This window comes from Streptomyces sp. NPDC059567, from assembly GCF_042735655.1.
GTDB lineage: Bacteria > Actinomycetota > Actinomycetes > Streptomycetales > Streptomycetaceae > Streptomyces.
Genome location: NZ_JBHWBS010000135.1, coordinates 2,563 through 15,995 on the forward strand (window position 1 = coordinate 2,563; position 13,433 = coordinate 15,995).

General features: G+C 71.8%; 12 protein-coding genes. 3 read left to right on the forward strand and 9 right to left on the reverse strand.

Going from position 1 to position 13,433, the window contains the following annotated elements; genetic code table 11:
- Nucleotides 1-167 precede the first annotated feature (167 nt).
- The 6 genes from cobT to ACFVZW_RS34550 form a co-directional block, all read right to left on the reverse strand.
- Complete coding sequence (cobT, locus tag ACFVZW_RS34525; protein ID WP_384530018.1) at nucleotides 168-3,527, reverse strand: nicotinate-nucleotide--dimethylbenzimidazole phosphoribosyltransferase; 3,360 nt, start codon at nucleotides 3,525-3,527, stop codon at nucleotides 168-170.
- Between the two features lie 330 nt (nucleotides 3,528-3,857).
- Nucleotides 3,858-5,114: a precorrin-6y C5,15-methyltransferase (decarboxylating) subunit CbiE gene (cbiE, locus tag ACFVZW_RS34530; RefSeq protein ID WP_384530021.1), complete on the reverse strand. Its 1,257-nt coding sequence runs from the start codon at nucleotides 5,112-5,114 to the stop codon at nucleotides 3,858-3,860.
- Nucleotides 5,115-5,185: 71 nt separating this feature from the next.
- The gene (locus ACFVZW_RS34535; RefSeq protein ID WP_384530024.1) at nucleotides 5,186-5,821 is read right to left on the reverse strand and encodes a GNAT family N-acetyltransferase; all 636 of its coding nucleotides are present in this window, start codon (nucleotides 5,819-5,821) and stop codon (nucleotides 5,186-5,188) included.
- A gap of 176 nt (nucleotides 5,822-5,997) precedes the next feature.
- Entirely contained in the window at nucleotides 5,998-6,858 is an 861-nt protein-coding gene (locus ACFVZW_RS34540) for a MetQ/NlpA family ABC transporter substrate-binding protein (RefSeq protein WP_384530027.1), read from the reverse strand.
- A 94-nt stretch (nucleotides 6,859-6,952) separates the two neighbouring features.
- Nucleotides 6,953-7,621 (reverse strand): methionine ABC transporter permease, encoded by a 669-nt coding sequence (locus tag ACFVZW_RS34545; protein WP_384530029.1) that lies wholly within the window; start codon nucleotides 7,619-7,621, stop codon nucleotides 6,953-6,955.
- Nucleotides 7,618-8,712 carry a methionine ABC transporter ATP-binding protein gene (locus tag ACFVZW_RS34550; protein WP_384530032.1) on the reverse strand — a complete coding sequence of 365 codons (1,095 nt, stop codon included), beginning with the start codon at nucleotides 8,710-8,712 and terminating at the stop codon, nucleotides 7,618-7,620. Before ACFVZW_RS34550 ends, ACFVZW_RS34545 begins: the two co-directional genes overlap by 4 nt.
- 581 nt (nucleotides 8,713-9,293) lie before the next feature.
- Here ACFVZW_RS34550 and ACFVZW_RS34555 point away from each other — a divergent pair.
- Nucleotides 9,294-9,656: a hypothetical protein gene (locus ACFVZW_RS34555; protein WP_329122724.1), complete on the forward strand. Its 363-nt coding sequence runs from the start codon at nucleotides 9,294-9,296 to the stop codon at nucleotides 9,654-9,656.
- 1 nt (nucleotide 9,657) lies between these two features.
- On the forward strand, nucleotides 9,658-10,068 hold the full coding sequence (locus tag ACFVZW_RS34560) for a hypothetical protein (RefSeq protein ID WP_384530034.1): 411 nt from the start codon (nucleotides 9,658-9,660) through the stop codon (nucleotides 10,066-10,068).
- 45 nt (nucleotides 10,069-10,113) lie between these two features.
- Here the strand turns inward: ACFVZW_RS34560 and ACFVZW_RS34565 are convergent, their stop codons facing one another.
- The 3 genes from ACFVZW_RS34565 to ACFVZW_RS34575 form a co-directional block, all read right to left on the reverse strand.
- On the reverse strand, nucleotides 10,114-10,596 hold the full coding sequence (locus ACFVZW_RS34565) for a GNAT family N-acetyltransferase (protein WP_384530037.1): 483 nt from the start codon (nucleotides 10,594-10,596) through the stop codon (nucleotides 10,114-10,116).
- A 38-nt stretch (nucleotides 10,597-10,634) separates the two neighbouring features.
- Nucleotides 10,635-11,159 (reverse strand): sigma-70 family RNA polymerase sigma factor, encoded by a 525-nt coding sequence (locus ACFVZW_RS34570; RefSeq protein ID WP_384530040.1) that lies wholly within the window; start codon nucleotides 11,157-11,159, stop codon nucleotides 10,635-10,637.
- Between the two features lie 88 nt (nucleotides 11,160-11,247).
- Nucleotides 11,248-12,408, reverse strand: a complete 1,161-nt coding sequence (locus ACFVZW_RS34575) for a glycerophosphodiester phosphodiesterase (protein ID WP_384530042.1) — start codon at nucleotides 12,406-12,408, stop codon at nucleotides 11,248-11,250.
- A gap of 231 nt (nucleotides 12,409-12,639) precedes the next feature.
- Between ACFVZW_RS34575 and ACFVZW_RS34580 the strand changes: the two genes are divergently transcribed.
- Nucleotides 12,640-13,311, forward strand: coding sequence for a lysophospholipid acyltransferase family protein (locus ACFVZW_RS34580; RefSeq protein ID WP_329122715.1), 672 nt, complete (start codon nucleotides 12,640-12,642; stop codon nucleotides 13,309-13,311).
- Nucleotides 13,312-13,433: the final 122 nt, after the last annotated feature.

Below are 13,433 nucleotides of genomic sequence, written 5' to 3' on the forward strand. Positions count from 1 at the left end.
CGGCGCCCTGGTCGTCGACCCAGGGAACGCGGAAGATGAGCTGCCGCGCCGGCTCGCATAGCCATTCCAGGGGACCGGGGTGGACGGACGCGGGGGGGCGCGCGGCCCCCCGGGGCCGGGGGGGGGGTGCGGGGGGGCCCACACCGGTCACGGGGCAGGCGGGAGGACTACTTCTCCGTCACGCCCGCCGAGTCGAACGTCGCCACCTCGTGCATCGCGCGGGCCGCGCTCTGGACGACCGGGAGTGCCAGAAGGGCGCCGGTGCCCTCGCCGAGGCGGAGGTCGAGGTCCACCAGGGGGCGCAGGCCCAGCTTGTTGAGGGCCGCGACATGGCCGGGCTCCGCGCTGCGGTGGCCCGCGATGCAGGCCGCCAGGGACTCGGGCGCGATCGCCCGGGCCAGCAGGGCCGCCGCTCCCGTCGAGACGCCGTCCAGGACGACCGGGGTACGCAGCGAGGCCGCGCCCAGGATCAGGCCCACGAGCGCCGCGTGCTCCAGGCCGCCGATCGCCGAGAGGACACCGATCGGGTCCGCCGGGTCCGGCTTGTGGAGGTCGAGGGCGCGACGGACCACGTCCACCTTCCGCGCATGCATCTCGTCGTTGATGCCGGTGCCGCGACCGGTGACCTCGACCGGGTCGACCCCCGTGTACACGGAGATCAGAGCCGCGGACGCGGTCGTGTTCGCGATGCCCATCTCACCGGTCAGCAGCGCCTTGTTGCCCGCCGCCACCAGGTCCCGCGCGGTCTCGATGCCCACCTCGATCGCGGCGAGCACCTCCTCGCGGGTCATCGCGAGACCGGTCGTGAAGTCGCCCGTACCGGCGCGGACCTTGCGGGGCAGCAGCCCCGGCGTGGACGGCAGGTCGGAGGCGACGCCGACGTCGATCACGCAGACCTCGGCGCCGACCTGGTTCGCGAAGGCGTTGCAGACCGCTCCGCCGCCGAGGAAGTTCGCGACCATCTGGCCGGTCACCTCCTGGGGCCAGGCGGTGACGCCCTGGGCGTGCACGCCGTGGTCGCCGGCGAAGATCGCGACGGCCGCGGGCTCCGGGATCGGCGGCGGGCACATCCGGGAGAGACCGGAGAGCTGCGCGGAGATGATCTCCAGCATGCCGAGCGCCCCCGCGGGCTTCGTCATGCGCTTCTGCCGCTCCCACGCCTCGCCGAGCGCCTTGGCGTCGAGCGGGCGGATGTTGGCGATGGTCTCCTGGAGCAGGTCGTGCGGCTCCTCGCCGGGCAGCGCGCGGCGGCCGTACGTCTCCTCGTGGACGACCCAGGACAGCGGACGCCGCTTGGACCAGCCCGCCTGCATCAGCTCGGGCTCCTCGGGGAACTCGTCGACGTACCCGACGCACAGGTACGCGACGACCTCCAGGTGCTCGGGGAGGCCGAGCGCGCGGACCATCTCGCGCTCGTCGAAGAAGCTGACCCAGCCGACGCCGAGGCCTTCGGCACGGGCGGCGAGCCACAGGTTCTCGACGGCGAGCGCGGAGGAGTACGGGGCCATCTGCGGCTGCGTGTAGCGGCCCAGGGTGTGCCGGCCGCCCCGCGTCGGGTCGGCGGTGACGACGATGTTGACCGGGGTGTCGAGGATGGCCTCGATCTTCAGTTCCTTGAACTGCTTCGCCCGGGCCTTCGGCAGCGACTGCGCGTACGCCTCGCGCTGGCGCTGGGCGAGTTCGTGCATGCTCCGACGGGTCTCGGCGGAGCGGATGACGACGAAGTCCCAGGGCTGGGAGTGGCCCACGCTGGGCGCCGTGTGGGCCGCCTCCAGGACGCGGAGCAGCACCTCGTGCGGGATCGGGTCGGACCGGAAGCCGTTGCGGATGTCGCGCCGCTCGCGCATTACGCGCAGAACGGCCTCGCGCTCGGCCTCGTCGTACCCGGGTGCCGGTGCGCCGAGCGCCTCCGGCTCCTGAGCCTCCTCGGCGTCCTCCACGGAGTCCTCGGCCAGCGGCTCCTCCGCCGAAGGCTCTTCGGCGGCGGGCTCCTCGGCAGTCGCCGCGGCGTCAAGGGGCTCCAGGGCCTCGACGGGCTCCTCGGCCTCGACCTCGACCTCTGCCTCGGCCTCCGCCTCGAGCTGCTCCTCCTGCTCGTCGGCCTCGGCGACGGCCTCGACGCCTGCCTCGGCGACGGCCTCCACGACGACGGGCACGTCCACGACGGGCTCGTCCGCAGCGGGCCGTTCGGCGACGGGGGCCTCGGTGACCGGCTCCGCCTCGGGCTCCGGCGCCACCTCGGCGACGGGCTCGACCACGGGCTCGGCGACAACCTCCGGGACCGGCTCCGGCTGAACCTCGGCCTCGGCCACGGGCTCAGCCGCGACCACGGCCTCGACCGGCGGTACGGGAACGGCGGCGGACGGACCGCCGTCGCGCGGGGCGGGGACGGCCGCGGGGGCCTCCTCCACCGGAACCTCGCTGGCGACGGGCGTCTCGATCGGCGCCTCGGCCACGATCTCGACCGCGGGCTCCTCGACGACCGGCTCGACGGCCTGCACCTGTACCGGCTCGGGCAGGGGCTCCGGTGCCGGCACCGGAGCCGCCGCAGCCTCGACGACCTCGACCACCGGCGTCGGCGCCAGGTGCGGGGTGGTCGGGACCGTGCCCTCGACCTGGACGAACTGGCCGACCGTTTCTGCGGGTGCCGCCTGCGGCGCCGGCTCGGGCGCCGCGACGGGCCCCTGGGGCTGCGGGTCCCACGGCACGGCACCCTGCGGCGGGATATCGCCGAGCTGGGGGGCGACCGGCGCGACCGGCTGCTCCTGCGGGATGTCGAGGTACTCGGGACCGGTCGTCGGCGGGCCCTGCAGGGGGGCGGGCATCGGCGCCGGCATGGGCGTCGGGGCGGCGACGGAGGCGGCGACCGGCGCGGACGCCGGGACGGTCATGGGGGCGGGCGCGGCGGCCGGTACGCCGGCGGGGCCGCGGTCGGCGAGCGAGCGCACGACTCCCCCGCTGGCCTCGGGCACGGGCGGGCCCATGTGCAGCGGACGGCGGGCGGGCGGCGGGGTGGGAGCGGCGGCGGCCTGCGGCACGCGTACCGCGCTGAGGTCCACCGAGCCGGAGTCGCGGCCGGCCGCCTCGTGGGCGCCGGTGTCCAGGATCCCGGGCTCGTAACCGTGGTCGGTGAGGACCGGCTCCTGCGGGGCCGCCGACACTCCGTGCGCGGGCGTGGAGACGGTCTCGTGGACGACCTGCGGAACCGTTGCCACCGGAGTCTGCGCGGCGAGGGCGTCGGCGATCGGGCCCGCCAGCGGGTCGGTGAGCGGGTCACCCAGGTGCTGCGGCTGCCCCGGCATCATCCCGGGCGCGGGTACGGCGACGGGCGGTGCGGGCACGGCGCCCGGCTGGTGCTCGCTCCAGGCGCCCTGCGCGCCCGGCATCAGGAGCAGGTCGTCGTCCTCGGCTGCGTTCTCGGAGGGGTCCAGGAAGGTGTACGCGCCCGGAGCGGGGATGCCCGGCTGCTCGACCATGCCTGCGTTCTCCGGCAGCCCCTCGCCCGGGACCTGGCCGGTGTCCGTCATGCGTACCCCTCGCCCATCGGTTGTGCTCCTTCAGACCTTCACCCGTCAACAAGAACGAGCGTGCGCGCCGTGCGGCACGAATGACGCGCGGACACCCCAGCATTGTCGCGGCCATCGGCCGTCATGACAGGCGGATCCGCCACGGTTTGCTGTGGACTGCGCCACGTCGCGCGTCCCCCGGTTGCTCCGTACCACATCAGCGACCCAATGGGGCCGCTACTTCCGGACATTGACGAACAAAGTATTGAAGGTCCGGCTGCGGTACAACAATCCGCCAGCCTACCTGGCCCTGCGGGGCGGCCGGGTCACGGGTGGGGTTCCCCGGGGTAGCTAGGGGGCGGTCGACCGGCGCCCGGAGATCAGGAAGACCACGGTGCGGTCACGTTCCGACCAGTCGGCCGGGTCGAGGCCGACGCTCTGCAGCAGGGCGCATTCGACGGCGTAGCCGCCGTCGGTGAGCGCCGCACCGATGGCCTCCGCCTCGTCGCGGGTGGAGGCGTGGGTGACGATGCGTTCGGGCCTGCGGTCGGTACAGGCGGTGACGACGGGGACACCGCCGCCGCCGATCCGTACGACATCGGGTTCGGGGAGCCGTTCCAGTACGTGCGGGGCGCGGCCGCGCACGGCCTGCAGCTGGACGCCGTCCCGGCGGGCGGCGGCCTCGGTGCGGGCGCAGGCGTCGGGGTCGGCGTCCACGGCGATGACGGCCGCGCCGAAGCGGGCGGCCTCGACGGAGAGGGCGCCGCTGCCGCAGCCGATGTCCCAGACGAGGTCGCCGACGCGCGGGCCGAGGCGGGCCAGTTGGGCGGCGCGCAGGACGGGTGTCTCCCCGACGCCGGTTCCGGTGCCTCGGCCGTTTCCGGTGCCGGCCTCGCTGCGCGAGCCGGCAGCGGAGCCGCCGCCCGTCTCCTCGGGCCCCAGTGCCCAGCCCCGCACCTGCGGCGTCTCGTGCCCCATCAGCCAGCCCCCGCCCTGACCGCCGGCGGATCCGCCGATGACGATCACGACGTTCGGGTCGCGCCAGGCGTGGTCGGCGGCCTTGTCGGAGGTGAGGACGGTGACCTGCTCCCGGTCGGTGCCGAGCTCCTCGCAGATCACGAAGGTCCGGTGCACGCCGTCGAGGAGGAGGGCGAGTTCGGCGGGGCCGGCGCCGGGCGAGGTGAGGACGGCGACCTTGGGGTGGGCACGGCAGACGTTCACGGCCCGGCGCAGGGTGCGCTGGTGCGCCACGACGATCCGGGCGTCGTCCCAGGGCATTCCGGCGCGGGCGAAGGCGGCGGCGACGGAGGAGACCGCGGGGACGACCTCGACCTCCAGGCCGTGCTCGGGGGCGCGCAGGGTGCGGACGACGCCGAAGAAGCCGGGGTCGCCGTCGGCGAGGACCACGGCGGTGCCACGGTGGCCGGCGATGCGGCGGGCGGCGAGGTCGACGCTGCCGAGGCGGATGCGCTCGGCTCCCGGCGGCACCTCGGGCAGGGCGAGGTGGTGCGGTGCCCCGGCCACGAGGGTGGCGGCGGAGAGGGCGGACCGGGCCGCTGCGGTGAGCGGCGAGCCGTCCCAGCCGATCACCGTGACCCGGTCGGCCATCGTCGTCTGTCTCCTGAGGTCTTTGTCGCAGGTCGGGGGGTGTCGAGGGTACCCCGGAGGAGGTGACCCGCTCAGCTCCAGTCGGTGAACGAGGAGTATCCGGCCTCGGCCATCTGGTCGGCGACGCCTTCGAGGTCCTCGGGGAGCAGGCCCCACAGGATGAAGTCGGTGCGAAGGTCGGCCCAGTCGCCGTCCTCGGTGCGGGTGCGGGCTATGCAGGCGCCGCGCAGGATGCCTTCGCTGATGCAGCCGATCTTCTGGGCGACCTGCTGGGAGGCGGTGTTGTCGGCGGCGGTGCGCAGCTCGATGCGCTCGAAGCCCTGGTCGCCGAAGAGCCACTGGGCGGTGGCGAGGGCGGCTTCGGAGGCGTAACCCTCGCCGCGGGCCCAGGGGGCGATGATGTACGACATCTCGGTGGACCGCACCCGCCAACTGGTCTTGCCCAGTTGGATGACGCCCACGAGCCGCTGGGTGAGGAACTCGGTCACGGCGAGGTCGAGCCCGCGGCCGGCGGTGCGCTCGGTGGGCGCGTACTCGGTGATCCACCGATGCGCGGCCTCTTCGGTGAACGGCTGGGGGACGGCCGTCCAGGCGGCGACCATCTCGTCGTTCATCATCTCGGCGAGGGCCGGAGCGTCGGCCTCTTCGAGCGCGCGCAGCACCAACCGGTCCGTGTTGATGGAGATGTCCGGAAAGGTGGTAGTCATGCGCAGCTCCATGCCGAGGACCGTCCGAATCGACCGTGAACGCACAGCATGCAGTATGAAGCCGCAGGTGTGCATGGCCGGGTCCGATGTGGCGTCAGATGACGCGGGACGCGACAAAGGCCCCGCGCACCGGACGGGATGCGGGGGCCTTCGTCACAAGAACTGTAATGCGGGCCCTACTTGGCGACGGCGCCGAACGCCGGGACGACCGCACCGTTCTTGTAGGTGTCCTCGATGTACTTCTTCACCTCGGGCGAGTTGAGGAGCTTGACGAGCTTCTGCACGCGCGCGTCCTTCTCGTTGCCCTCCTTGACGGCGAGGAAGTTGGCGTACGGGTTGCCGTCCGTCTTCTCCAGCGCGATGGCGTCATCGGCGGGCGAGAGCTTGGCCTCGATGGCGTAGTTGCCGTTGATGACGGCGGCGTCCACGTCGTTCAGGGCGCGGGGCACGGTGGCGGCCTCCAGCTCCTTGAACTCCAGGCCCTTCTTGTCCGTGATGTCGGAGAGCTTGCCGTTGGAGCCGACGCCGTCCTTGAGGGTGATGAGCCCGTTGTCGGCGAGCAGCTTGAGCGCGCGGCCGCCGTTGGTGGTGTCGTTGGGGACGGCGATGGTCTGGCCGGCCTTGATGTCCTTGAGGTCCTTGACCTTCTTGGAGTAGAGGCCGAGGGGCTCCAGGTGGACGTTGACCACCGGGACGATGTGGGTCTTGTTCTTCAGGTTGAAGTCGTCGAGGTACGGCTTGTGCTGGAAGAAGTTGGCGTCGACCTGGCCGGACTCGGTGGCGGTGTTCGGCAGGACGTAGTCCGTGAACTCCTTCACCTCCAGCTTCAGGCCCTCCTTCGCGGCGAGGTTGTCCTTGACGTAGTTCAGGATGTCGGCGTGCGGCGTGGGGGACGCGGCGACGACGAGCGGCTTGTCGGCGGAGCCGGCCGAGTCCTTCGCGGAGGACGGGTCCGACGACGTGCCGCAGGCGGTGAGGCCCAGGGCGAGTGCGGCGGTGGCGGCGATACCGGCGGTGAGCTTGATGTTCTTACGCACGAAAAGTGCCTCTTTCTGGTGGTGCGGTGGACGCCTGGACAACAAGTCCGGGCTCTTCTTCGAAGGACGAAGTCTGTGGGGGTGGCGCCGTGGGTCAGGCGGTGCGTCCTCGGCGGGCGAGGAGGCGGACGGCGAGGTCGCCGATGAGCTGGACGACGGTGACGATCGCGATCAGGACGACGACGGTGACCAGCATGAACTGGGTGTCGAAGCGCTGGTATCCGTAGGTGATCGCCTTGGAGCCGAGGCCCTCGCCGCCGACCGCGCCGGCCATGGCGGAGTAGCCGACGAGCACGATGACGGTGGTGGTGACCCCGGAGACCAGCGAGGGCAGCGCCTGCGGCAGCAGCACCTTGCGGATGATCGTGGGCACGGAGCCGCCCATGGACTGGACGGCTTCGACGAGGCCGTGGTCGACCTCGCGGACCGACGTCTCGACGAGGCGCGCGAAGAACGGGATGGCGCCGATGGCGAGCGGCACGATCATCGCGGTGGGGCCGATGAAGGTGCCCACGACGAAGGTGGTGAAGGGGATCAGGGCGATCAGCAGGATGATGAACGGCAGCGAGCGGCCGATGTTCACGATCACGCCGACGACCTTGTTGACCACGGTGTTCTGGAGCAGGCCGCCCTTGTCCGTGAGGACGAGGAGGATGCCGAGCGGCAGTCCGCCGAGGACGGTGACGACCGTGGCCCACAGGACCATGTAGAGGGTGTCGATCGTGCCCTGCTCCAGCAGGGGCTGCATCTCCGACCAGGTCACTTGGCACCTTCCTTGACCAGTTCCGCGGTGGGCGCGATCTCGTCGTCGACGACGTCGACCTGGAGGCCCTGCTCACGGAGGAAGCCGACGGGCACGACGTTCTCCTCGTAGCGTCCGGGCAGTTCGATCCGCATCCGGCCGATCTGCTTGCCGCCGACGGTGTCCATCGCGGCGCCGAGGATCGAGATGTCGATGTTGTACGTACGGGAGAGCTGGGAGATCACCGGCTGGGTGGCGGCCTCGCCGTGGAAGGTGACGTCGACGACCGTGCGGTCGGGGCCGGTGGCGGCGCCGCTGACGGGGAAGAGCTCGGCCGCCAGCTCGGAGCCGGGGGTGGCGAGCAGTTCGCTCACGGTGCCGGACTCGACGATCCGGCCCTTCTGCATCAGCGCGGCCGAGTCGCAGATCGTCTTGACGACGTCCATCTCGTGCGTGATGAGGAGGACGGTGAGGCCGAGCTGCCGGTTGAGGTCGCGCAGCAGCTGGAGGATGGAGCGGGTGGTCTCGGGGTCGAGGGCGCTGGTGGCCTCGTCGGAGAGCAGCACCTTCGGGTTGCCGGCCAGGGCGCGGGCGATGCCGACGCGCTGCTTCTGACCGCCGGAGAGCTGGCCGGGGTAGGACTTGGCCTTGTCGGCGAGGCCGACGAGGTCGAGGAGTTCCAGGGCGCGACTGGTGCGCTCGGCACCGGAGACGCCGAGGATCTCCAGCGGCAGCTCGATGTTGTCCTTGACGGTGCGCGAGGACAGCAGGTTGAAGTGCTGGAAGACCATGCCGATGCTGCTGCGGGCGCGGCGCAGGTCCTTGCCGGCGCGGCGGCCGTTCGCCGCCAGCGCGGTGAGGTCGACTCCGTCGACGGTCACGGTGCCGGAGCTGGGGCGCTCCAGGAGGTTGACGCAGCGGATGAGCGAGGACTTGCCGGCGCCGCTCTGGCCGATCACGCCGAACACCTCGCCCTCGCGGACGTGGAGGTCGACGCCGTCCAGAGCGGTGACCTGGCGGCCTCGCGACTCGTAGACCTTGGTCAGGCCCGAAGTGGTGATCACAGGGGTTTCCGTCACTGTCGAGTGCGCGGCGCGGGGTCCGCCGGGCACGGGGCATTCGTCGTTCGGACAGTCAGGCGCGAAGTGGGCTGGTCCAGCGGGTGGCCGGAAGGCAGCGCGTGCGCGGGGCGGGCACGGTCCGGCGCCGGAAGGGCGGGCGGATCGGCTCGGCCGTCGGGGGCTCGCTTCGGGGCGCGAGCCTCAGGCGGGGGCCCTCAGAAGGCGCACATTCGACACATACAACGAGCACCGGGCGTGCTGATCGCCTCGGTCGCAAGGGTGCGGCTGCTCGTCGTGGTCATGTCTGCAAGTAAAGCACGCACCTGTCAGGCCGAATCGAGGGTGTCCGAATAGCGGACACCGCCGAGACGCCATGCGGACATCGCGTCCGGCCGTCACGCTCCGGCGACGGCCTCCGCTCCCCCGTCCGTGGCCTGCGCGGATACCTCCGGCAGGTCGGTCACGACGGCATCGGCGTCGCGCTCGGAACGGTCGTCGGTTGTGGTCAAGGCCACGGTCCGCGATCCTGCCGCGCGGCCGTGCCCCACCGAGCGGCTTCATGGGTCTCGACCCTACGGGGCGGGTGGGGGGCGAGCGCATCGGGCCTTTTGGCCCGTAATACCCTCGGGCCCATGCTTGACGCCCTGACGGTCGCGGTCTCGGTGGCCGCGCTCGCCCTCGCCGCCTGGTGCGGCTTCGCCTTCACCCGTGATCAGCCCACCAAGGACTGGCACTTCATCGGCATGGCCGTGGTGACCTTCCTCGCACTGGTGCAGCTGATCGTCGGCATCGTGCAGCTCTCGCGCGGCGAGAAGGCCGAGGAGGGCACGACGATCTTCGTCGCGTATCTGTTGGGCTCGCTCTGCGCCGTCCCGGCGGCCGGGTTCATGTCGCTCGCGGAGCGGAGCCGCTGGGGCTCGGCCACGGTGGCGGCCGGCGCGGTCGTGCTCGCGGTGCTCGAGGTGCGTCTCTTCGACATCTGGACGGTGGGCTGACATGAGTGCGACCGAGGGAGCCGGCCGTCTGGTCACGGGCCCGGGCATGCTGCTGGTCTGGCTGTACGGAGTGATGTCGGTCGGCGCGGTCTCGCGCTCGATCTACCAGATCGCGACCGAGTTCGACCGGGCGCCGCTGGCGTACGCACTGTCGGCGGTGGCGGCCGTGGTGTACGCCTTCATCACGTACACGCTGGTCAGGGGCGGGGAGATGGCCCGCAGGGCGGCGCTGGTGTGCTGCGCCGCCGAACTGGTGGGCGTACTGACCGTGGGGACCTGGACGCTCGCGGACCCGTCCGCGTTCCCCGACGCCACGGTCTGGTCGGACTACGGCTACGGCTACATCTTCATCCCGGTGCTGCTGCCGGTGACCGGAATCTGGTGGCTCCGCCGCTCCCGGGCGACCGCGTAGACGTACGCGGTCTCGTAGACGTACGCGGTCTCCTCGGGTGAGCGTCTACGCCGCCTTCTCCAGGGTGACGAGGGTGAGTCGCGGTCCGATCTCGCGGGTGGCGACCTGCTCGTAGCCCTTGCTGCGGTACAGCCGGAGGTTGCCCTCGCTGCGGTGGCCGGTGAAGAGCTGGAAGCGCTTGGCGACGGGGACCGGGTCGCCGGCGAAGTGGCTCTCGATGGCGTCGAGCAGCCGGCCGCCGAGACCGTGGCGCTGCATCCGCGGGTGGACGATGAGCTTGGCGATCCGTACGGTGCCGGTCTCGTCCACCCGTCCGCGTACGGAGGCGACGACCTCGTCCCCGAGGCGTGCCACGAGGCCGTACCCCTGGGCCAGTTCGGCCCGCAGGGCGTCCAGGGTCTGGGTGAGCGGCTCGATGGAGTAGTCGCCGTAGAGCTCGGCCTCGCTCTGGTAACAGAGGTACTGCAGCTTGAGTATGTGCTCCGCGTCCTGCGCGTCAGCCGCTGAGATGGTCACGCTCATGCCCATGTGCGCATGCCTCCCGCTCACCTGGTCCACCGGTCGGTCTACCGCACCCTTCCCCTCAAGGTCGATGCGGGAACCTCTGCAGCCAGCATTCTGCGCAGGCATCCCAGGCAACGGGAACGCATCGGCCCCAGACTGCCCTGTGAGATACCCAACTCCCCTGCGATTTCCCGGTAGGTGGGGTCGGCCGGGTCGAGCATCGCGGTGAGCAGGCGCGGGCAGTGACCGGGGGTACGGCGGACGGCGGCGCGGACGACACGGCGGCGTTCGGCCACGAGGGCGGAGCTCTCGGGTGAGTCGTCCGGCTCGGCGGCCTCCTCGCCTTGGTAGGGGCGCTCCAGCCGGGCGGCGCGGCGGGCACGGCGGGCCTCGGCGCGGACGGCTCGGCGGAGCCAGTCGGCGGGGCGGGTCGGGGCCTCGTCGTCCTGGAGACGCTCCAGGAGCCTGAGCCAGACGGCCTGCTCGAGGTCGCCCGCCTCGACGCCGGCGGCGGGGGCCTCGGCGTTCGACTCGGCGGCGAGGAGGGGGGCGAGGGTGTCGAGGAGCTGCGGGTCGGTGGAGGTCATGACCGGCACGATGCGGGTCCGGGGCGGGGCGGTTGCGGGACGGGGCGTAAACCACCCGGTCGGGCGTTCCGACCGGGTGGCGCGGAGCTCAGCTCTTCGTGAAGTCCGCCGCTGCCAGGAGGGCCGTGTCCGGGTTGTCGGAGAAGATCCCGTCGATGCCCGTCGCCAGATAGGTCTTCAGTGCGCCGAAGACGTCTCCGTAGGCGTTCGGGTCCGTGCCGCGGCGGAAGCCGGCGGGCAGGAAGCTGTTCTCGTTGCGCTGGGTGTAGGGGTGGAGGATCAGGCCCGCCGCGTGTGCGTCGCGCACCAGCGTCGTCGGGGTGCCGAGCCGACCGCTCGCGTCGCGGGGGATGACCAGGTCCAGGGTGGGGCCGATGCCCTGGGCGTACGAGGCGATCCAGCGCAGCCCCGCGGGCGTCACGAGGTCGGCGACCGTGCGCGGGTCACCCGCCTGGACGAAGTCCCAGGGGCGGCTGTTCGCGGCCGACAGCAGGACCACGCGCGGGGAGTTCACCAGCTTGGCGAGGCGCTGGATGCTGCTCGGCTCGAAGGACTGCAGGAAGACCGCGGAGTCGGCGCGGTGACGACCGTACCGGCGCAGCAGCTTGGCGAGGCGCTCCTCCAGGCCGAGGCCGAGGGCGCGGAAGTACGTGGGGTGCTTGGTCTCGACGTGCAGCCAGACCTCGCGGCCCCGGCGGCGGCCCTCCCGCTCGGCCCAGCGCAGCACCTCCTCGAAGGTGGGGATCTGCCAGCGGCCGTCGTAGAGGGTGTTCTCCTGGCGGGTGCCGGGGATGCGCTCCTTGGCGCGCAGCGTCTTGAGCTCGGCGAGGGTGAAGTCCTCGGTGAACCAGCCGGTGTACGAGACGCCGTCGACGGACTTGGTGGTCCTGCGGGAGGCGAACTCGGGGTGGTCGGCGACATCGGTGGTGCCGGTGATGTCGTTCTCGTGGCGGCAGACGAGGTGGCCGTCCTTGGTGGGGACGAGGTCCTGCTCGATCACGTGCGCGCCGAGGTCGAGGGCGAGCTGGTAGGAGCCGAGAGTGTGCTCGGGGCGGTAGCCGCTGGCACCGCGGTGGGCGATGACGGTGGGGACGGGGAGGGATCGGAAGCCGTGACCGTGTCCCCGGCCCTGGCTCTCCACCGCCTGCGCGGTGCCCGCGGGAAGGACCGTCGACGCGCCCAGTACGGCCGCGCCCGCCACCCCGAGGACCGTCCGCCGGCCCGGGCTCCGGTGCTCACCCTGTGTCATGAAGGCTCCTTCGCATTGTGATGTCCCGCACCTGTCAACGGCTGCTCCGACCGTAGGCAGTCACCCCTTACCTGCGGCAGACCCTGGCCGAACATGGCGGAAACACACGTCAACACTGCGTATCCACTCGGTGAACCCGATGTGCGCAGGGGGGTGACCCGCGAGTATCGTCCTCACCTGCACAGTCCCCCACACACATCGACGCCGACCGTCCCGATACCGGAGGAACCGTTGTCCCGTCTCGCACTCATCAAGGCAGTGCTCGGACCGATCCTGCGCCTGATGTTCCGCCCACGTGTGGAGGGGGCCGAGAACATCCCGGGGACGGGTCCGGTGATCCTGGCGGGCAACCACCTGACCTTCATCGATTCGATGATCATGCCGATCTGCACGGACCGCCCGGTCTTCTTCATCGGCAAGGACGAGTACGTGACGGGCAAGGGGTTCAAGGGCCGGCTGATGGCCTGGTTCTTCACCAGCGTCGGCATGATCCCGGTGGACCGCGACGGCGGCCGCGGCGGCGTCGCGGCGCTGATGACGGGCCGCCGGGTGCTGGAGGAGGGCAAGATCTTCTCCATCTACCCCGAGGGCACCCGCTCCCCAGACGGCCGGCTGTACCGGGGCCGTACCGGCATCGCGCGCCTCACCCTGATGACCGGCGCGCCGGTCGTGCCGTTCGCGATGATCGGCACCGACAAGATCCAGCCGGGCGGGGCGGGGCTGCCCCGGCCGGGCCGGGTGACGGTGCGCTTCGGCGAGCCGATGGAGTTCTCGCGGTACGAGGGCATGGACCGCGACCGCTATGTGCTGCGGGCGGTGACGGACTCGGTGATGTCCGAGGTGATGCGGCTGTCCGGCCAGGAGTACGTGGACATGTACGCCACCAAGGCGAAGGCGGCGTAGCCGCTACGGAGTGAACGGGGGGGTGGGGGCGCGCCGGCGCGCGGGCGGGGGGGGGCGCCGGCGGGGGCGATCTAACACAAACAAACACCCACGACAGCTAGCGATGGGAAGTGTGGCTGTGT

Excerpts from the sequence above, each read along its gene's own strand:
- cobT (WP_384530018.1), bottom strand. The coding sequence starts at position 3,527 with ATGACGGACACCGGCCAGGTCCCGGGCGAGGGGCTGCCGGAGAACGCA.
- cbiE (WP_384530021.1), bottom strand. The coding sequence starts at position 5,114 with ATGGCCGACCGGGTCACGGTGATCGGCTGGGACGGCTCGCCGCTCACC.
- ACFVZW_RS34535 (WP_384530024.1), bottom strand. The coding sequence starts at position 5,821 with ATGACTACCACCTTTCCGGACATCTCCATCAACACGGACCGGTTGGTG.
- ACFVZW_RS34555 (WP_329122724.1), top strand. The coding sequence starts at position 9,294 with ATGCTTGACGCCCTGACGGTCGCGGTCTCGGTGGCCGCGCTCGCCCTC.
- ACFVZW_RS34560 (WP_384530034.1), top strand. The coding sequence starts at position 9,658 with ATGAGTGCGACCGAGGGAGCCGGCCGTCTGGTCACGGGCCCGGGCATG.
- ACFVZW_RS34565 (WP_384530037.1), bottom strand. The coding sequence starts at position 10,596 with ATGGGCATGAGCGTGACCATCTCAGCGGCTGACGCGCAGGACGCGGAG.
- ACFVZW_RS34570 (WP_384530040.1), bottom strand. The coding sequence starts at position 11,159 with ATGACCTCCACCGACCCGCAGCTCCTCGACACCCTCGCCCCCCTCCTC.
- ACFVZW_RS34575 (WP_384530042.1), bottom strand. The coding sequence starts at position 12,408 with ATGACACAGGGTGAGCACCGGAGCCCGGGCCGGCGGACGGTCCTCGGG.